Here is an 18,775-nt window from a genome sequence, read left to right on the forward strand (position 1 = left end):
GATCTAGAGTCGAATTATCTCTGTTGATAGCGGCCGCGAAGGTGTGCGGATCGCGGCCGAGGAACAGACGGATCGATCGAACGCCCGACTCAGGCCGGCGAATCCGACCCGCCGCCGTCGACCCGCTCCGCGAAGCCGAACCGTGGCTTGACATCTGTGACTTCGACGGTGAGCGTCTCGCCCACGTCGCCGTCGACGAAGAGGGTGTAGCCGTCGACGTAGGCGATGCCATCGCCCTCGTCGCCCTCCTCTTCGATCGTCACCTCGACGCGGTCGCCCTCGGCGACCGGCGACTCGGTGTACCCCTTCGCGACGAGGTACACCTCCGAGGAGGCGTCGCGCGAGGCGGGCGGCGAGACGGTCCGGACGTACTGGAACGACTCCGCCACGTCGTCGCGGAAGGGATCGAGGTCCTCGCCCTGGAACACCTTCACGACGAAGTCGCCGCCGGACGCGAGCAGCTCCTCGGCGGTGTCGAACGCCTGCCGCGCGAGGTGGACCGACCGGGCGTGATCGAGGTTGTACTCGCCGGTCATGTTCGGCGCCATGTCGCTCGCGACGACGTCCGCGCCACCCTCGCCGACCGCCTCCCGAAGGTAGTGGCGGGTGCGCTCCTCGGTCATGTCGCCGCGGAGCGTCTCGATATCGTGGTCGTCGAACTCGTCGATACGCTGGAGGTCGACGCCGACGACGGTGCCGCCCTCGCCGACCTCCTCGGCGGCAACCTGGAGCCACCCGCCGGGCGCGGCGCCGAGGTCGACCACGGTGTCGCCGGGCTCGAGGAGGTCGGCCTCCTCGTCGAGCTGTTTCAGCTTGTAGGCGGACCGGGCGCGGTACCCCTGTTGTTTGGACCGGTTGTAGTAGTCGTCTTTCCCAGACATGGCTATGCCACCAGTTCCTTTGACGCGTTCCGCGTGAGAATTGTGGGCGAATCTGCGTTCATACGGGGAGAAACGGCGTCAACGCGGAAAGGGACATCGAATAGCACCGGTTGTCTCGGTGTGGCCTTACACGAGGGGTTCGACGAGAAACAGCGAGTGCGTACTGAACACACTCCGATACAGTAGCGGAACCAAATGTGTTGCTATATTACGAACTCTTTTATAATTAGATCGTCTTATTGCGACATATGTACACCGAGGCCGAACTCCGCGTGCTGGCTGCCGTCCGGGGTGAGCCGACGGTCTCGGCCCTCGCCGAGGAACTCGACCGGAGCGTGAACTACGTCTCCGAACTCCTCGACCGAATGGAGGAGAAGGGACTCGTTCACACCACCCGGTCGGGGAAGACCAAGCACGTCCACCGGTCGAGCGCGAGAGCCATCGAGCTGTACGACCAGTTCGTTCAGCGGTACCCCCACATTCCCTTCGCGGAACTGCTCGGGGGTCGCAACCCTCCGGGTGCTGTACCACCTCGACGCCCCGGCGTCGCCGACCGACCTCGCGGAACAGGCCGGCGTCCATCGCAGCACGGTCTATCGGTCGCTCTCGCCGCTCCAGCATCGGGGTCTCGTCTACCGCGACGACGGGCGGTTCGCGCTCAACGACGAATTCGAGGACCTGGCAAGGCTGGCCCGCGAATTCGCCCACCACCGGAACCGGAACCGGATCGAGGGATACACCGATACCTACACGATCCTCTGGGAGTCACTCGACGAGTTCCTCGTCCAGACCGACGAGCTGATCGGGACGACTGCGTTCCACCTGACCGGGGCTGAGAAGTTCCAAGCCTACGGCCTACCACTGCTGGCCCGCGAGCGTCGGTACTACCTGTACTCCGAGTCCACGGACGAAATCTCCCCCGAGGAGCTGTGCTGTCACGTGCTGATCATCGGTAACGACACGCGTTCGCGGTCGTACTGTCTCCTGTTGCTCGGCGAGGTGGACATTGATCGAGACGAACTGCTCGACATCGCGACGACGTACGGCGTCAAGGACGACGTGCGGGCGCTGCTGGAGTACCTCGACACCGACGGGAAGACTCGAACGGAGACACTCCCGACGTGGGACGAGTTCAGCGACCTCGCCGACGAGTACGGGGTGGCAGTATGAGAGAGCGATTCGATAGCGAGTACATCCGCTCGGAGCTGGAGCGGCTCGGCGACCGGATCGAAGCGCCGCTGACGGTCTACCTGATCGGTGGCGGATCGATGGCGTTCCGCGACCTCAAGGAGACGACGAAAGACATCGATCTCGTCGTCACCGACGGAGATGCGACTCCGACAGTTGCAAGGTGCCTTGCTCGCCTGTGGCTACGAGGTCGTCAGAGATCCGGGCGAGGAGTACGACGAACTCGGCGCACAACGCATCCTCGAGAACGACGACGGCTGTCGTATCGACATCTTCAACCGGCAGGTGGTCGACAAGTTCATTCTCTCCGAGGGGATGCGCGAGCGAAGCGAGGCGTATCTGAACGCCGGGCGATTGACCGTTGCGCTCGTCAGCGCCGAGGACATCTTCCTGTTCAAGTCGGTCGCCGGGCGCACTGACGACGTCGACGACATGTTCGCACTGGTACAGACGGGGCTGGACTTCGGCATCATCGAGGCGGAACTCCAGCGGCAGATCGACCTCCTGGGACAGGAGCTGTTCGTCTCGCACGTGAACGAGGCGCTGGTCGCGCTCGAGGAGCGGCACAACGTCACGACGCCGCTCTCCGAGGTGGTGAGCGAAATCACGGAACGCGTGTACCGGGAACTCGAAGTGGTACAGGCGTTCGACGACGCGATCTCTCGGTCGCAGTTGTACGAGCGAGTCGGTCTCTCGTCGACCGAAGTAGACGGAGCCATCCGCAGTCTCGAGAGCAAGGGTGTCGTGAATATCGAGGGCGATCAGATATCGAGGGGGTCGATCAACCTTTGAACCCCGAATTCGGTTCCCTTCTTCAGACCGTCGCTCGCCGAGGCCGCGGGGGCGTCATGCCGCATGACGACCGATTCTGTCGCCCCTCGTCTGCGCCCTCGGCGTCGACCGCGAACCCCAGCGCCTCGTAGAACGCGGTCAGTTCGGCGTCGAACTGAGCGGAGACGGTCTCGACCACTGGGTCCGACTCGCCGCGGTCGACCGCGGCCGCGACGAGCGCGGAGCCGATCCCCCGGCCGCGTCGCGCTCGCCTGACCGCGACGGCATCGACGTGGAGGCGGCTCGGTTCGGGTCGCACGGCGACCAGCGCGCCGACGACCCCGCCGGTCCGCGTCGAGCGCGCGACGAGAACGTCCTCGGCCGCGATCCGGTCGTCGACGGCCTCCGCGTCGGTCTCCAGCATCGCGGCGTCGAGGATTCGCAGGACGTCGAGGCGGTCGTCGGGGATGGCCTGCTCGACGGTCACGTCCTTGGGCGGGGCCGGGCAGTCGTGTTCTTCGGTCACGTGTCGTCGTCCGTCGCGCCGCCCTTTATCAGTCGGAGGACACGCACCTCCGCGGCGTCTACGACGCGGTCGCCCGGGACCGGCGAGCCGTCCACCAGCGCGGACGCCTCCTGCGGGTGGTAGCCCGCGGCGCGGATCAGGTCGTCGTACGTCGCGTCGGCGGCGAGGCTGTACTCCTCGGTCCCCTCGCCGACGACCTCGACGGTCACGTCCATGGGCGCGGTAGCGGGCGGGCGGGCGTCAATCGTACGGTTTCGGCACGCTCGACTCAGTCGCCGTCCGGCTCGCTGACGTTCCACTTCCAGAGGAACCACGCGACGGCGGCGGCGATCGCGACCGTCACCAGCAGTCCGGGTCGAGGGACTGCGCCGATCCACGCGTCGACGACGAGGAGGCTCGTCGCGGCCGCCGCGACGACGAGGACCGCCGCCGCGTCGCGGGCGAGTTCCGCCTCGCGCTCGGGTGGGAGGCCGCCGTCGTAGCCCGCGATCAGGCCGACCTTCCCGCGGACGCGGATCTCCCACGCGAGCAGGAGGAGCAGGGCGGCCGGGACGGCGGACAGGAAGGTGGAAGGGAGGGCCATGCGCGGCGATACGTCACGCGAGCAGGATAAAGACAGTCGGTCGTTGACGCAGGTGAATCGGATCGACCGAGTGACATCGCTTGCGGTTATTTATAAACGAACGACGACGCTGCGACGAACACCGCCAAACCTCCAGCCGGTTACTTATAAATAGTCAAATCCGGCTCTGTTGAAATCCTCAGAGATTTACACATATATTAATCCTACTTGACACTAAAATCGTCTGTCTGAGGGTCTAAACTCCCTATCCATGCCCTGATCGCCCCCATCGGAACTAAATAGAGCAACCACACGGCCCGTGAATCCAGATCGGTACCCGTCCCGATAATCACAAAGCTGACGGGAACAACCACAAAGACCAACATCAGAAACAACTCAAAGACGGGGGCAAACGCGAAGGCCATCGCGTCTGCCGGCGATTTATCTTGATATGACCGGTTGACGATGAAATAGCGCCAGACGCGCGATAGCTGAAAGAAAACAATGCCAGCAATTGTGAGCCCGACTGAGAGGGGAAGTCCTGAATCCAAATCAGAACCGGAAAGGAAAGGAGTCATGATTACTGTAAGAATGAAAGCTGGGATAACCGCCTTTCGCAAAACGTAGTTGATATTCCGCCGGTATACCGGCGGTATTAGACCAATCGGCTGAATTGAAGTGGGCTCTTCACCCCAAGAATCCCCACCGAGATCATCCACGGACTGTGGCGTGAACAACGCGACAGAAAAGAACAGGAGGTTGATGATCGCTATCTCGATGAGATAGATGACAGCGATTTCAAGAAGACTCCACTCAAATACGACCACTCCAAGAATGAGTGCAGAGTTCAGAATACACGCCAAAACGAAATCGTGGGACTCTCTGAGCATTCCGGGTATTGTTTTGCTACCCCCCGTCTGACTACTCGTTCCCATCTATCTACACATTCCTTCGGCAGCTGTTTATTTGTCTCTGTTGAACCTTCTCCTTCAGATACAACACGACATGACCATCCGTGGCGGCTCTGTTGAAATACTCAGGAAATGATATATTCTGACCGGATGTGGTCAGTACAGGAGACACACCCATCAGAAGATATTTTGATTTCTGAGGTGGACAATCAGGACAATGCCCTCCACCAGTGACATACCGCAATGGCGTGAGCTGATGATGCTTATTTTACTGAGTTTTCTCTTTACATCACTTCAGTGGAATACTCTACAGGACCTCATTTCCAACGGGCCAACGGCATTCAACACGCTCGTGGATGTTTCATTGTTCGTCCTCTTGAGTATCTCCGTCATAGGAGCGATCTACGAAACCCTACAGATGAGAGAAAATTGAGTACTTCGCACCTTTCAGTAACCAGTTGTTTCAGACAAGAACCTATCTAAAGAAGAGGATTTCAACAGAGCCTCAAATCCGGATCGACGGAGAACACCGCCAAAGCCCCAGCCGCTCATATATGAATAGTCGACAACGGGTCGGCGGCGAACATCTCCAAAGCCCCAGCCGCTCGGCCGTACGACAGTGATTCTTATAAATAACTGATCGACACGATTACCACCGAAGCCCCAGCCGCGAGGCGGACGCACACTCGCTGCGCTCCTCACTCGGTCGCTTACGCTCCCTCGTTGCGGTGCTTACGTCGTCTGCGTCCGCCTCGCGGCTGCCCCTTCGAGTCCCGCCCCGCACCGCACAGCACCTCACGCCTCCCCAGCCTCGTCGGCGGTCCTCCGCTTCGCTCCGGACCGCCGACTCCCTCGCGCGGTGCCGTTCGCGGCCGCCGATGGCGGCCGCTCACGGGCACGCGCCGACCGCATCGTCATTTATAAGCGTTCGTCGCCGCCGCTCACGAGAATTTAAATACCATATCAGTAACCGACCGTCTCAGCCGTCCAGCTCCTCGCGGAGCAGGCCGTTCACCTGTCCGGGGTCGGCGCTGCCGCCGGTTTCCTGCATCACCTGCCCGACGAGGAAGTTGATCGCGCCCTCGTCGCCGTCGTGGTAGTCGCTCACGGCGTCGGGGTTCTCGTCGATGGCGGCCGCGACCGCGGCCTCGACCTCGCCGCTCTCGGCCTTCCCGAGTCCCTCGCGCTCGATGACCGTCTCGGGGTCGTCGCCCTCGTCGAGCATCTCGCGGAGGACAACCTCCTCGGCGTTCTTCACGGTCAGTTCGTCGGCCGCGACCAGCTCGATCAGCCGGGTGAACTCGTCGAGCCGGCCCTCGACGTCCGTAATCTGTATCTCGCGGTAGTTGAGCTCGCCGAGCAGGTTGTCGGCGACCCACGTGGCTGCGAGGTCGGGGTCGAACTCGCTCGCCACGTCCTCGAAGAAGTCCGCGACCGCCTTCGTGGAGGTGAGCTTCGAGGCGGCCTCGCGGTCGAGTCCGTACTCCTCGCGGAAGCGCTCGCGGCGGGCGTCGGGCAGCTCCGGGATCGGGATCTGTTCCTTCCAGTCGGCCACCTCCAGGGCGGGGAGGTCGCCCTCGCGGAAGTAGCGGTAGTCCTTCTCGGCCTCCTTCGAGCGCATCCCGACGGTGACGCCGCGCGACTCGTCCCAGTGGCGGGTCTCCTGTTCGATCTCGCGGCCGCGCCGGAGGACGTTCTCCTGTCTGGTGATCTCGTAGGCGAGCGCCTGCTCGGCGCCCTTGTGACTGGAAATGTTCTTCACCTCCGCGCGGTTCACCTCGTCGAGGGCCTCGTCGTCGATCGCCCCGTCGTCGGCGACGTGCTCGGCGGGGACGAGCGAGACGTTGGCGTCGACGCGCAGGCTCCCGTCGCGGCCGGGGTCGAACACGCCGAGGTACTCCAGGACCTCCTCCAGCTTCGCGAGGAACGCGCGCGTCTCGGCCGGCGAGCGGAAGTCCGGCTCCGTGACGATCTCCATGAGGGGGGTGCCCGCGCGGTTGTAGTTCACCAGCGTGTGGGTCGCCGACTCGATGGAGCCGCCGGCGTGCTGGAGGCTCCCGGGGTCCTCTTCGAGGTGCGCGCGGGTGATCCCGATGGTCCGTGGGTCGCCGTCGACGCGGACCTCCAGCTCTCCCGACTGGCAGATCGGCGCGTCGTACTGGGTGAGCTGGAAGTTCTTCGGGAGGTCGGGGTAGTAGTAGTTCTTCCGGTGGAACGTGGTCGTCTCGGGAATGTCGGCGTCGATCGCCTTCCCGATCTTCACGGCGGCCTCGACGGCGCCCTCGTTGAGGACGGGGAGCGCGCCCGGCAGCCCGAGGCAGGTCGGGCAGGTGCGCGTGTTCGGCTCCTCGCCCTCGGCCGGCTCCGTCGAGCAGCCGCAGAAGATCTTCGTGTCGGTCTCGAGCTGGACGTGGACCTCCAGCCCGATCACGACTGTCCGGTCCGCCGTCGCGGCCTGCGTGCTCATTACCGGCTCGTTGTGAGCGGGCCGCCTAAATCGTGTCGGGACGACCGGCGCGACGGATCCGGGGAAGCACCCCCACGGTCCGCGGGGGCGCCGCCGGTCCGCTGCCGCGTTCCGACCCGTTTATTGTCGGCGGCGGCCCTTCTCGGCGTATGACCGACGACGACCGACGACGCGAGCTGATCGCGGCGCTCACCGCGGCCGACGCCGTCCAGTTCGGCGAGTTCGAGCTGTCCCACGGCGGTACGAGCGACTACTACGTCGACAAGTACCTGTTCGAGACCGACCCGGAGGCGCTGACGCTCGTGAGCGAGGCGTTCGCCGACCGGCTCGCCGACACGGATACGAAGCTGGCGGGGGTCGCGCTGGGCGCGGTCCCGCTGGTGGCGGTGACGGCCGCGGAGCTGGGGCGCCCGTACGTCATCGCGCGCAAGCAGGCGAAGGAGTACGGCACGGGCAACCGGATCGAGGGGCGGCTCGACGACGGCGAGGAGGTCGTCGTGATCGAGGACATCGCCACGACGGGTCAGTCCGCGGTCGACGCGGTCGAGGCGCTCCGCGAGGCGGGCGCGACCGTGGACCGCGTGCTGGTCGTCGTCGACCGCGAGGAGGGGGCGGCGGAGCTGCTCGCCGACCACGGCGTCGAGCTGGAGTCGCTGCTCACGGCGACGGAGCTGCTCGCGGAGCGAGACGAAGAGTAGTAGGGCCGATACTCCTCCGACGACGACTCACGCCTCGGGCGCGTCCACCGTCGGCACCGCGATCCGGTCGAGCACGTCGGCGATCACGTCGCGCTCGTCGACGTCGTTGACGGCCGCGTCCGGCGTCAACACGAGCCGGTGGGCGAGCGTCGGCTCCGCGACGCGCTTCACGTCGTCCGGCGTGACGAACTCCCGCCCGGCGATCACCGCCGCCGCCCGCGCGGTCTCGAAGAGGCGCTGGGTGCCGCGGGGAGACGCCGGCCTCGACGCGGCGGTCCTCGCGGGTCGCCCGCGCGAGCGCCGCGGCGTAACGAAGCAGGTCGTCGTCGACGCGGACCGACTCGGGCACCTCCCGCAGCGTCGCCACGGCGTCGGGGTCGAGGACGCGGTCGACCGTCGGCGACTGCTCGACGCGCCCGGCGCGGCGCCGGAGCAGCTCCAGCTCGCCCTCCTCATCGGGGTAGCCGATGGAGGTCTTGATCGTGAACCGGTCGAGCTGGGCCTCCGGCAGCGGGAACGCGCCCTCGCTCTCGACGGGGTTCTGCGTCGCGATCACGTAGAAGGGGCTGGGGAGGTCGTGGGTCTCGCCGTCGACGGTCACCTGTCCCTCCTCCATCGCCTCCAACAGCGCCGCCTGCGTCTTCGGCGGCGCGCGGTTGATCTCGTCGGCCAGCACGACATTCGCGAAGATCGGGCCGGGCGAAAACGAGAAGGAGCCGTCGCGCTCGTCGAACACGTTGGTCCCGGTGACGTCGGCGGGCAGGAGGTCGGGCGTGAACTGGATCCGCGAGAACTCCAAGCCGAGCGCGGTCGCGAACGAGCGCGCGGAGAGGGTCTTTCCGGTGCCGGGCACGTCCTCCAAGAGGACGTGACCGCGGGCGAGGATGCCGAGGGTGACGCGGTCGAGGAACTCGCGGTCGGCGACGACCGCGCCGCCGACCTCGTCGACGACGCGGGCGCAGGTGTCGGCCGCTTCGGGGACGTCCATACCGACCGCACGGGAGCCGGGCCGAAAAGCGTTACCGGAACCGGGGAGCTCGAGACCGCGGGCCTGGAATCCGGGACCGCGCGACGGTCGGTCGGAGATTCCGGGACCGCGCCGCGAGCGCGATCGAAACGCATAACAGCGGAACCGGCCAACGTCGAAGCGAGCCGAGGTAGCCTAGCCTGGCCAAGGCGGTAGATTCGAAATCTACTGTCCATTCGGACACCGGAGTTCAAATCTCCGCCTCGGCGCTTCTCACAGTCTCGTTCGGCGAGCGGCGGCGCTATCGTTGCGTTCGACGCCGCCGCGTGCCCGACCCGCTATCCGATCAGCGACGCCGCGAGGAACATCCCGCTCGCGGCCGCGGGCGGAATGGTGAGATTGTCGTCGACGGCGACGCCGCGGATGATCGGTGGTAGCCCGTCGGCGACCGCGGCGGGAATCGCACCCGCGAGCGCGACGATCACGCCCGGGTCGGGACCGAACTCGGGGATCGCGTACGGGACGGCGATCCCGAAGCAGACGAACACCATCGCCGCAACCACGGAGAGCCGCTTCGGCTCCGTCGCCGCGTTCTCGCCGAGGCCGCCGCTTATCGGGTCGCCGATCGAGAGCATCCACATCGCGGGCACGGCGAACACCGGCGCGAAGACCAGCGCGGTGGCGGCCATGCTCACCTGATACAGCGCGTAGCCCGCGATCCCGTCCGCCTCGTACTCGCGGACGAGCGCGTCGTACAGCGGGTCGAGCGGTCCCGCGGAGCCGGAGAGGCGCAGCGCTTCGAGCACGGCCGCGACCGCGACGCTGGCGATTAGCAGCCGCCCGGTCGTCTCCCACGAGATCCACCCCAGCAGGAACGGGACCGGGTACAGCGTGCCGCTCGCGTGGACCAGCCGCCGCTCGAACTCCACGCGCTCGCGCCACGCCGCGGCCGGGAGCGTCACGCCCTCAGTTCCCCGCGGTGTCGACGTCCGTGTCGACCGCGTCGTACCGGTCGGCGACGGACGCGAACGGCTCGCCCCCTCGCAGCGCGGTCAACTCGTCGGCCAGCTCCGCGACCGGGATCCGGACCTGCGCCGCGGAGTCGCGCTCGCGGAGCGTCACCGTGTCGGGACCGTCGCCCTCGATGCCGTCGCGGTCGACGGTGACGCAGAACGGCGTGCCGACCTCGTCCTGCCGGCGGTAGCGGCGGCCGATCGAGCCGGAGTCGTCGTACGCGACCGCCAGCCCCGCTGCCCGCAGGTCGGCGGCGACCTCGTCGGCGAGCGCGGTGAGGCGGTCGTCGTTCGTGACGAGGGGGAAGACGGCGGCGTCCTGCGGCGCGACCTCGGGTTCGAGCGAGAGGTAGGTGCGCTCCTCGCCGTCGACCTCGTCCTCGCTGTAGGCGTGCGCGAGCAGCGTCTGGACGGTGCGGCCGACGCCGAAGGAGGGTTCGACGACGTGCGGGGTGATGTGTTCGCCGCTCTCCGTCACCTCCTCGACCGAGAAGTTCGCGACGCCGGCGTCGACTTCGTGGGTCTCCGCGCCGTCGCCCTCGCCGACCGTCACCTCGACCGTCTCGCCGTCGAAGGCGTCCGGGTCGCGCTCGGCGAGCGTTTCGAGGGCCTCGGCGACCGCGGCGGCGTCGCCGCCGAACTTCGGCCCGAGGACGGACATGTCGGGGTCGACGGTCGCGCTCTCGACCGTCTTCGGCTCGTCGTAGCGTTTGAACACCGTGAACGCGTCGTCGCCGTATTCGTCGTGTTTCGAGAGGTCGTAGTCGCCGCGGTAGGCGAAGCCGGCGATCTCGATCCAGTCGCCGCCGACCTCGCTCTCGGCGTCCCAGCAGTCGGCCGCGTAGTGGGCGCGCTCGCCCGCGAGGTGCTGGCGGAACCGGAACCGGTCGAGGTCGACGCCGACGCGCTCGTACCACTCCTGCGCGACGCCGAGGTAGTAGCCGACCCACGGGGAGCCGATGACGCCCTCGTCGACCGCCTCGCCGACCGTCGTGTTCAGGTAGTCGCCGTCGTCGGCCTCCTGCTCGGTCGCGGGGTACAGCCGGACCTCGACGTCGCGGACGCGGTCGAGCGGCGGCTCGTCTTCCTCGGGGTCGATGAACTGCTCAAGCTCGGCCTGCGTGAACTCGCGGAGCCGGAGGAGACCGCCGCGCGGCGAGATCTCGTTGCGGTAGGCCGGCCCGATCTGGGTGATCCCGAACGGGAGGTTCCCGCGGGCGTACTCCTTCAAGCGCGGGAACTCGACGAAGATCCCCTGCGCCGTCTCCGGGCGGAGGTAGCCCGGCTGGGCGTCGCCGGGACCAATGTCGGTCGCGAACATGAGGTTAAACGCCTCCACCGGCTCGCCGGCGAGCGGCGTGCCGCAGGCGGGGCAGGCGATCTCGTTGTCGGCGATGAGGTTCTCGACCTCCTCGCCCGGGAGCGCCTCGGCGTCCTCGATCTCGGTGGCGTCCTCGACGAGGTGGTCGGCGCGGTGGGACTCGCCGCACTCGGGGCACTCGACGAGCATATCGTCGAACCCCTCCAGGTGGCCGGAGGCCTCGAAGACGGCCTCGGGCATCACCGTCGGCGCCTCGATCTCGCGGTTCCCCTCGCGGATGGTGAACCGGTCGCGCCACGCGTCCTCGACGTTCCGCTTGAGGGCGGCGCCCTGCGGGCCGAAGGTGTAGAAGCCGGCGGTGCCGCCGTACGCGCCGTTCGACCCGAAGAAGAACCCGCGGCGCTTCGCGAGCTCGGCGAGCGCGTCTGCGGCCATCTACAGCCCCTCCAGCAGGTCGACGTCCCGGACGATCCCGTCCAAGTCCGTGCCCGAGACGAGCGGGACCTGCTCGATGTCGTTGCTGATCAGCTCCTGGGCGACCTCCTTGGCCGTCCGCGTGGCGTTGACGGTGACCAGGTCCTCGGTCATGAAGTGGCGGACCGCCTCCGCGGGGAGCTCGACGTTCCGGGTGGGGAGGTAGCGCGCGCCGGTCGCCTTGATCCCCTCCCAGGACCACTCCGAGTCCTCCTCGGCGATCGAGTCGCCGGTGCTCGCCTCGCCCTCGACGACGCGGGCGACCTCGAGGATGTCGACCTCGGTGAGCATCCCCGCGACCGCGGCGTCGTCGTCGAGGACGACCGCGTACGGGACCCCCGAGAGACCGATCTCCCGCTCGGCGACCGGCAGCGGCGTCCCCGTGTGGGTCGCGTTGACCGCGCTGGTCGCCAACTCGCCCACGGGCGTCTCGCCGTCGACCTCGCCGCGAGCGATGGCCCGAACCACGTCCGTGACCGTGAGGATGCCGACGAGCTCGTCGCCGTCGACCACGGGGAGTCGACGCGACTCCTCGGCGGCCATCGTCCGGGCGGCGTCGACGATGTCGTCGTCGGTCCCCACGGTCGGCACCTCGCGCATCAGCAGCGCGAGCTGGTCCTCGTCCGGCTGGTCGATCAGGTCGTCGCGCGTGACCAACCCGCGGTACACCTCGTCGCCGTCGACGTCTTTCACGACCGGCACCGAGGAGAACCCGTACTCTTGGATGTACTCCAACACGTCGTTCCGGCTCCCGGGAATCTCGACGACGACGAGCTCCGAGCGCGGCGTCATGGCGTCTGCGACGTTCATGCCCGTCTTTCAGCGTGACACCTCTTGTATACTGCGAAGGTGTGCGGAGAGCGATGGCGTGTCACGGACATCCACGCGCGGCGCCGGATCGGTCGCGTCGCGCCGGACCGCGAGCCGATGAGAAACCCGACACGTTTCGGCGGATCGTCGCCCACGAGGCGGGTTTTCAGGAGATACGTCGGTCGGCAGTCCCCGGAATCACCGATATGACGGCCAGTTCCGTCGGGGTTCGCAACTCTTATACGTACTGTGAACTATTCACAACCATGTCACGGAGTTCCACTCCTTGGGACGACCCGGACCCCGACCGCCGCCGGACGGCGCTGCCGACGGACCCGGCGCTCGACGCCGGCGACGCGCCGGATGTGATGGCGTCCATCGACTCCTCGTCGTCGCGACCGGAGTTCGTCATCGCGGACGTCTCGCGGGAGGACGCGTGGGTGTCGGTCGACGAGACCAACGCGACCGTCCTCGAGGAGTGGTGTTGAGCCGCGCCGGTCGCTGACGGACCGAATTTTCTTTTCCCGCCGTAGCGCCGCCGCGCTCCCGGTTCACCGAAGCCCGCGCGCCGCCTCCCAGCCGCGGATCAGCGATCCGACCGTCCGGCAGGTCGGCACCGACACGCCGTGTCGGTCTGCCCGGTCGACGACCGCGCCGTAGACGGCGTCGACCTCGGTGCGGCGCTCGTTCGCGACATCCTCGTACATGGACGACCGGTTGGCGGCGGTGTCGGCGGCGACGCGCTCGACGGCGGCGACCGCGCGGTCGTCGGTCAAGCCTATCCCCCCCGCGCGAGCGACTCGGGCCGTCTCGCGGGCGGCTTCGCGGGATATCTCGCCCACGGGGCCGTCGAGCGTCGGGCCGTTCTCGGTCCGCGCCAGCGCGGAGGGACCGTTGATCCCGGCGTTGACCGCGAGCTTCTCGAAGCGGCGCACCGGCATGTCCTCAGCCACGACCGTCTCGATACCGGCCGCTTCGAAGGCGGCCCCGATCCGCGCGGCCGGCGGGCTCGTGCCGCCCGAGAGCGCCCCGACGACCACCTCGCCGACGCCGGTACAGGTGACGCGCCCCGGCTCGGCGAACCGGGCGCCGTAGCTGGCGGTGCCGGCGAGCACCGTCGCGTCGAGCGCGGCGACCAGCCGCTCCTCGGTGAGTCCGTTCTGGAGCGAGCAGACCGCCTCGTACTCGCCGGTCGCGAGCGCTCGGGCGGCCGCGTCGGTGTCGTACGCCTTGGTCGTGACCAGCGCGAGGTCGGCCGCGCGGTGCGTCCCGTCGGTGAGCGCGCGCGGCGTGACCCGGACGTCTACCTCGCCGTCGATCCGGAGCCCGTCCTCGCGAATCCGCCGCATGTGCGGGTCGCGACCGACGAGCGTCACGTCGTGTTCGCGCGCAAGTAGCCCGCCGGCAAGGCTCCCGAGCGCGCCGGCGCCGTAGACGAGCACCTCCATACGGGGACGAACGGTCGCCGACAGAAAAGGGGTGCCGGTGGAGTGCGGTCCGCCGTCTCGGATGCCGACGACTCCGGGCGGGTCAGCCTTTCAGTCCGCTCCCGGTCAGGGGCACGACCACGTCCTCGTCGGGACCGATCTCGCCGCGCTCGCGGAGGGTCCGCAGCGCCGCGGGCGCGACCGCGCAGGTCGGTTCCGTGTCGAAGCCGGCGGCGTGGAGGCGGTCGAGTTCGCGCGTCGCGGCCGCCTCGGTGACCGCGAGCGCGTCGCCGCCGGTCGCGTCGATCGCCTCCCGGATCTCGCGCTCGCGGACCGGTTCGGCGATCTGGATCCCGTCGGCCGCGTCGTTGACCGTTCCCGTCGGATCGGCCGCCTCCGGGCCGTGAAGCGCCCGCACTATCGGCGCGACGCCGGCCGCCTGCGCGCCGTAGAGCCGGGGGACCGAGTCGATCCACCCGGCGCGTTCGAGCCGGCGGAACCCGCGGTAGGCGCCGAGAAAGAGCGTTCCGTGGCCGAGCGGCGTCACGACGGCGTCGGGGGCCTCGAAGCCGCGCTGGAGCGCGGTCTCGTACGCGACCGTGGCGGTTCCCTCGAAGAACGCCGGGTTCCAGGCGTGGCTGGCGTACCAGGCGTCGGTCCGCGACGGATCCTTCTCATCAGCGCCGAGCGCTGCGACGCACGCGTCCGTCACGTCCTGTCGACTTCCCTCGATCCGGACCGGGTCGGCGCCGGCGCGGCGAATCGCGCGGAGCTTCGACTCCTTCGCGTCGGCCGGGACGTAGATCTCGGCCGCGATCCCGGCGCGGCCGGCGTAGGTCGCGATCGCGGCGCCCGCGTTGCCCGAGGAGTCCTCGACGACGCGCTCGACGCCCAGCTCGCGGGCCCGAGTCAGCGTCGCGGTCGCGCCGCGGTCCTTAAACGAGCCGGTCGGGAAGACGTACTCCAGCTTGAACGACGCGTTCCACGGGGGAGCGTCGTTGTCTCGGGCGGCGCCGTCCCGCCTCCCGTCCGCGTCGACCAGCGGCGTCATCCCCTCGCCGAGCGTCACGCGGTCGCGGGGGTCGTCGCCGACCGCGAGCAGGTCGTCGAACGCCCACAGGCCGTCGCGCGCGTCGAACGAGGCGGGGTCGGGTGCGGCGCCCTCGGGGATGGGCGGGTCGGCGAAGTCGAGGGGAGCGCCGCACCGGCAGCGCCAGCGGTCGCGGTACGTCTCGCCGCACTCGGGACAGCGGAGTCGGCGGGAAGCTCTCGTCCTCCGCTCCGGAGGGTCGGCGCCCCCCATCAGTACTCGTCGACGTTGGTCCCGATCGAGCAGACGTACTCGCCGGCGGCCACCTGCGGGAGCCGTCGCGTGCGCCAGAAGACGCCGTCCGCGTCGGCGGTCACGCGGCCCTCCAGGGCGCCGAAGGTGTCGGTCACCTCGAACAGCACGTCGCCGGCCGAGACGCGCTCGCCCAGTTCGCGCTCGAAGCGGACCAGCCCGCCCGCTGGCGAGCCGTACTGGTCGAAGCCGCGGGCGCGCGTCTGCGATTCGAGGTCGGTGTCGCCGTCGAGGAACCCGTAGTGGCGGAGCACGTTGAACACGCCCTCGACGCCGTACCGGATTGACTCCTCGTCCCAGCCGACGCAGCCACCCAGCTCGGGGTCGACGGTCGGGATACCGTGTTCGGGACCGGCCCGGGCGAGCTGTCCGTCCGGTCCCTTGATGTCGAGGACGTGGCCGCAGCCGAAAACCTTCGCCAGCTCCAGGCACTCCCCGTGGAGGCGGTGGCGGACGCCACAGCGCACGCGGGTCTCGTTTATCATCCGGCTCGTCGACCCCTGGTGGAGGTCGAGGATGTAGTCGGCGCGGGTGGCGATCTGGAACGTCTCGTGGGCGATCCGCTCGCTGGTCGTCCCGTCGGCGTCGCCCGGGTAGCCGCGGTTCATCTTCCGGTCGTCGACCGGGTTCCGGTGTTCTGCGGCCTGGAACGCGAAGTGGTTCACGATGCCGACAACGAGAACGGAGCCGGACAGCTCGGCCGGATCGATCCGCGGGACGACGCGGTTGACGACGCCCAGCCCGTTCAGTTCGTCGCCGTCGCTCACCGCCTGGACGTACAGCGTCGGCCCGTCGGCGGCGCCGTTGATCGCGGCGACCGGCAGCCGGACGGGACTCCCGTCCCGCATCTCCCCCACCTCGAGACGGCCCGTGTCCGTCTCGCCCGGGGAGGCGCGGGCCGTTCCCAGCGTTATCATTACGCGGAGGTGGGACGGCCGGGACTTTATCGGTTCGGTCCGCGGCGATCCGACCGACACAAGCTTTATCGCCGCTATCGCACTACGGAGTGGCACGCACTGTCGCGGCGCCGGTCCCCGCATTCCCCGACGACCGCCGCGGCGATTTCCAATGAGCATCGACATCGACCCGCTGCGTGAGGCCAACGGGATAACCGTCACCGACCACATCGAGAACACGCAGTTCGAGGTGTACACCGACCGCCCGGTCGACCCGCGCTCGCGCCCCGAGTCGGACCACTACTTCCCGGTCGACGCCAGCGTCGCGGTCGAGACCGGATCGATCGAGATCCCCGCGTCGCGGTCGTCGAGACGCGGGCCGGCGACGGGACGCTCCTCACTCACGGGGACTGTTACACGATGCCGGACGGGACGTACCACGTCGGTATCAACCCGGCACCGACGAAGCTGTACCTCTCGTTCGAGTCCGGATTCTCTGTCTCGACGACCGACCGGACCACCCGAATCGACCTCGATACGCCCGGTAGCGTCGCTCTCGGGTTCCGGTCACTCCACCAGACCCCGGCGGGGACGATCACCACACCCACGGACCCGGAGTCGCTGATGGACGCCGTCTCGCTGCTCGGCTCCGCGCTCCAGACCACCAGCCCGGAGCGGTCGTTCCCGACCCTGCGGGGCACCCGCCGCTCATCGAACCGGGCGAGGAGTTCCGCGTCCCAGAGCGGGTGGAGCCGGTCGGGAGCGGGGTCCGGATCGTCGTCCCGCCAGAGTACCGCTACCTCTACCCGGTGGTCTCGCTGGCCTACTACTTCGCGGCCGACGTCGTGGCGGGCGACGCCCCGCGGATCGAGGGGGACGGCTGGACCTACCCGCTCGAACCGGGGTTCGAGGCGCGGACCGCGGAGGTGCTCAGGCAGTCGTTCCACATGGACTGTCTCGCCCGCACGGAGGGGTTCTACCCGGTCGACCTCCACGAGCGCGAGACGACCGACCTCGACCTCGACTGGGGGCGGCTGTACGACCTCCCGCTCGCCGAACGGCTCGGCGAGTACCTCGACGTGCCGTTCGAGGCGGTCGAGCCGGAGTTACCGCAGTGGACGCTGACGACGGACGTCCGTCCCGACCCGGAGAACGTGGAGATGCTCCCCTTCGTCGCCGGGGAGCTGTCGGTCGTTCGCTCGCCGGAGACGGTCACGCCGGTGGACGACGATGAGGGCGTCGGTGCCGGCTTCTTCGGCGGCGCGGACCGGAGCTCTCCGCAGGCGACGAGACGGGAGATCCCGGCCGACGGCGTCGAACTCGATGGCGGCGAGTTCGTTCGGGGCGGCACGAGCGCGGGCGCCGCGAGCGCGGGGACCACCCGCGGCGCGGGCGCTCCCGCGGACCGCGGCGCCGTCTCGGCTCAGACCGAGTTCGTTCGGCCGGAGCCGGTCGACACCGTCGAGCACGCGTGGGTCGGCGACGGCGTCCCGCTCGACGCGAACAAGGCGACGCTCGACGCGTACCACCGCCGGCTCGAAGCGGGGCAGGTCGAGCAGTCGCGGATCTCGGTCCTCGTGGTCTGTAACGACGAGCAGATGCGCGAGGAGGGCGACGTCGCCGATCTCTACGGACTCCGCGACATGGTCCAGTTCGACATCGAGGTGCGCCACGACCTCTCGCGCGAGGAGATGCGCGACGCCCTCGCGTCCGACGTCGACTTCCTCCACTACATCGGCCACGTCGACGACCGCGGGATGCAGTGCGCCGAGAGCTACCTCGATCTGACCGACGAGGAGCTCGAAATCGGGGTCAGCGCCTTCCTGCTCAACGCCTGCCAGTCCTACCGGCAGGGCGAGGCGCTCGTCCACCGCGGCTCGCGCGGCGGCATCGTCACCCTCTCCGACGTGGCGAACTCGCCCGCGACGACGCTCGGCCGGATCATCGCCCGCCTGATGAACAGCGGGTTCAACCTCCGGACCGCGCTTCACGTCGCGAAGCGGGAGCTGATCACGGGTAATCAATACATTGTGGTTGGCGACGGGGGGACGACGGTGTGTCAGAGTCGAAGTGGGTCTGTTTCAGTACTCGATACCTCAGAATCGTCCGCAGGTTCGTGGGACCTAGACGCGAGGATACTCCCAAACGGACCATATGGAAAAGGATCATTAACGGGGATAAATCTATCAGAATCTACACACAACCACTACATCCCGGCTACTATCAACGTCCAAGATATTCCACAGCACGAACTAATCGACTTTCTAAGTCTAGAAACGGCACCTATCTTTATTGATGGCGGGCTGAACTGGAGCGACGAAGCGGTAATCGATTAAGGACCGGGGTTAGTAGTGGCCATATTCGCCGCCGCGGGCGCCGCCTGCGTCAATAGCAGGAGGGCGGTGAACAGGACGCCGGCCATCTTCGGGTGCTCTGCCACGTAATCTGCCACACTTTCGTCCGATATTCGAAAAGTATCAGGATAAATAAATATTAAGATTGTTCTGCGGTGGAACGATAG

General features: G+C 67.7%; 15 protein-coding genes, 1 tRNA gene and 4 pseudogenes. 6 read left to right on the forward strand and 14 right to left on the reverse strand.

Features of this window, described 5'->3' with window-relative positions:
- Positions 1–89: 89 nt before the first annotated feature.
- The gene (locus ACODNG_RS06755) at positions 90–881 is read right to left on the reverse strand and encodes an SAM-dependent methyltransferase (protein ID WP_434522948.1); all 792 of its coding nucleotides are present in this window, start codon (positions 879–881) and stop codon (positions 90–92) included.
- Between the two features lie 248 nt (positions 882–1,129).
- Here ACODNG_RS06755 and ACODNG_RS06760 point away from each other — a divergent pair.
- Positions 1,130–2,051 (forward strand): annotated as a pseudogene (locus tag ACODNG_RS06760) (helix-turn-helix domain-containing protein).
- Positions 2,048–2,861 (forward strand): annotated as a pseudogene (locus ACODNG_RS06765) (DUF6036 family nucleotidyltransferase). The pseudogenes ACODNG_RS06760 and ACODNG_RS06765 overlap by 4 nt, the downstream one beginning before the upstream one ends.
- 22 nt (positions 2,862–2,883) lie before the next feature.
- Here ACODNG_RS06765 and ACODNG_RS06770 read toward each other — a convergent pair.
- The 5 genes from ACODNG_RS06770 to gatB all read right to left on the reverse strand — a co-directional run bounded on the left by ACODNG_RS06770 (position 2,884) and on the right by gatB (position 7,306).
- Complete coding sequence (locus tag ACODNG_RS06770; protein WP_434522949.1) at positions 2,884–3,366, reverse strand: GNAT family N-acetyltransferase; 483 nt, start codon at positions 3,364–3,366, stop codon at positions 2,884–2,886.
- Complete coding sequence (gene samp2, locus ACODNG_RS06775; RefSeq protein WP_434522950.1) at positions 3,363–3,581, reverse strand: ubiquitin-like small modifier protein SAMP2; 219 nt, start codon at positions 3,579–3,581, stop codon at positions 3,363–3,365. The genes ACODNG_RS06770 and samp2 overlap by 4 nt, the downstream gene beginning before the upstream one ends.
- Before the next feature lie 53 nt (positions 3,582–3,634).
- Entirely contained in the window at positions 3,635–3,949 is a 315-nt protein-coding gene (locus ACODNG_RS06780; RefSeq protein ID WP_434522951.1) for a hypothetical protein, read from the reverse strand.
- Between the two features lie 203 nt (positions 3,950–4,152).
- A complete protein-coding gene (locus tag ACODNG_RS06785) occupies positions 4,153–4,863 on the reverse strand; it encodes a hypothetical protein (RefSeq protein ID WP_434522952.1) in 711 nt (236 codons plus the stop codon).
- 955 nt (positions 4,864–5,818) lie between these two features.
- Positions 5,819–7,306 (reverse strand): Asp-tRNA(Asn)/Glu-tRNA(Gln) amidotransferase subunit GatB, encoded by a 1,488-nt coding sequence (gene gatB, locus ACODNG_RS06790; RefSeq protein WP_434522953.1) that lies wholly within the window; start codon positions 7,304–7,306, stop codon positions 5,819–5,821.
- A gap of 149 nt (positions 7,307–7,455) precedes the next feature.
- Between gatB and pyrE the strand changes: the two genes are divergently transcribed.
- Positions 7,456–8,004, forward strand: coding sequence for an orotate phosphoribosyltransferase (gene pyrE / locus ACODNG_RS06795; RefSeq protein ID WP_434522954.1), 549 nt, complete (start codon positions 7,456–7,458; stop codon positions 8,002–8,004).
- Positions 8,005–8,031: 27 nt separating this feature from the next.
- Here pyrE and ACODNG_RS06800 read toward each other — a convergent pair.
- Positions 8,032–8,992 (reverse strand): annotated as a pseudogene (locus tag ACODNG_RS06800) (AAA family ATPase).
- Between the two features lie 163 nt (positions 8,993–9,155).
- On the opposite strand from ACODNG_RS06800, the gene ACODNG_RS06805 reads away from it, so the two are divergent.
- Positions 9,156–9,240 (forward strand) — tRNA-Ser (locus tag ACODNG_RS06805).
- Positions 9,241–9,309: 69 nt separating this feature from the next.
- On the opposite strand, the gene ACODNG_RS06810 is transcribed toward ACODNG_RS06805, so the two are convergent.
- From ACODNG_RS06810 to ACODNG_RS06820, 3 genes are read right to left on the reverse strand one after another with little or no spacing between them, the layout of a single operon-like run.
- Positions 9,310–9,933: a dolichol kinase gene (locus tag ACODNG_RS06810; protein WP_434522955.1), complete on the reverse strand. Its 624-nt coding sequence runs from the start codon at positions 9,931–9,933 to the stop codon at positions 9,310–9,312.
- A 4-nt stretch (positions 9,934–9,937) separates the two neighbouring features.
- Positions 9,938–11,740: a glycine--tRNA ligase gene (gene glyS / locus ACODNG_RS06815; protein WP_434522956.1), complete on the reverse strand. Its 1,803-nt coding sequence runs from the start codon at positions 11,738–11,740 to the stop codon at positions 9,938–9,940.
- Positions 11,741–12,589: a CBS domain-containing protein gene (locus ACODNG_RS06820; protein WP_209545729.1), complete on the reverse strand. Its 849-nt coding sequence runs from the start codon at positions 12,587–12,589 to the stop codon at positions 11,741–11,743.
- A 266-nt stretch (positions 12,590–12,855) separates the two neighbouring features.
- Between ACODNG_RS06820 and ACODNG_RS06825 the strand changes: the two genes are divergently transcribed.
- Positions 12,856–13,077, forward strand: a complete 222-nt coding sequence (locus tag ACODNG_RS06825) for a DUF7556 family protein (RefSeq protein ID WP_434522957.1) — start codon at positions 12,856–12,858, stop codon at positions 13,075–13,077.
- A 63-nt stretch (positions 13,078–13,140) separates the two neighbouring features.
- On the opposite strand, the gene ACODNG_RS06830 is transcribed toward ACODNG_RS06825, so the two are convergent.
- The 3 genes from ACODNG_RS06830 to ACODNG_RS06840 all read right to left on the reverse strand — a co-directional run bounded on the left by ACODNG_RS06830 (position 13,141) and on the right by ACODNG_RS06840 (position 16,275).
- The gene (locus ACODNG_RS06830) at positions 13,141–14,037 is read right to left on the reverse strand and encodes a ketopantoate reductase family protein (RefSeq protein ID WP_434522958.1); all 897 of its coding nucleotides are present in this window, start codon (positions 14,035–14,037) and stop codon (positions 13,141–13,143) included.
- 82 nt (positions 14,038–14,119) lie between these two features.
- The gene (locus ACODNG_RS06835; RefSeq protein ID WP_434522959.1) at positions 14,120–15,319 is read right to left on the reverse strand and encodes a threonine synthase; all 1,200 of its coding nucleotides are present in this window, start codon (positions 15,317–15,319) and stop codon (positions 14,120–14,122) included.
- Complete coding sequence (locus tag ACODNG_RS06840) at positions 15,319–16,275, reverse strand: succinylglutamate desuccinylase/aspartoacylase family protein (RefSeq protein ID WP_434522960.1); 957 nt, start codon at positions 16,273–16,275, stop codon at positions 15,319–15,321. Before ACODNG_RS06840 ends, ACODNG_RS06835 begins: the two co-directional genes overlap by 1 nt.
- A 151-nt stretch (positions 16,276–16,426) precedes the next feature.
- Between ACODNG_RS06840 and ACODNG_RS06845 the strand changes: the two are divergent.
- Positions 16,427–18,590, forward strand: a pseudogene (locus ACODNG_RS06845) (caspase family protein).
- Here the strand turns inward: ACODNG_RS06845 and ACODNG_RS06850 are convergent.
- The gene (locus ACODNG_RS06850; RefSeq protein WP_434523072.1) at positions 18,587–18,721 is read right to left on the reverse strand and encodes a DUF7503 family protein; all 135 of its coding nucleotides are present in this window, start codon (positions 18,719–18,721) and stop codon (positions 18,587–18,589) included. The pseudogene ACODNG_RS06845 and the gene ACODNG_RS06850 sit on opposite strands and share 4 nt — an antisense overlap.
- Positions 18,722–18,775 lie beyond the last annotated feature (54 nt).

This window comes from Halorubrum sp. AS12 (assembly GCF_051122765.1).
Lineage (GTDB): Archaea > Halobacteriota > Halobacteria > Halobacteriales > Haloferacaceae > Halorubrum > Halorubrum trapanicum.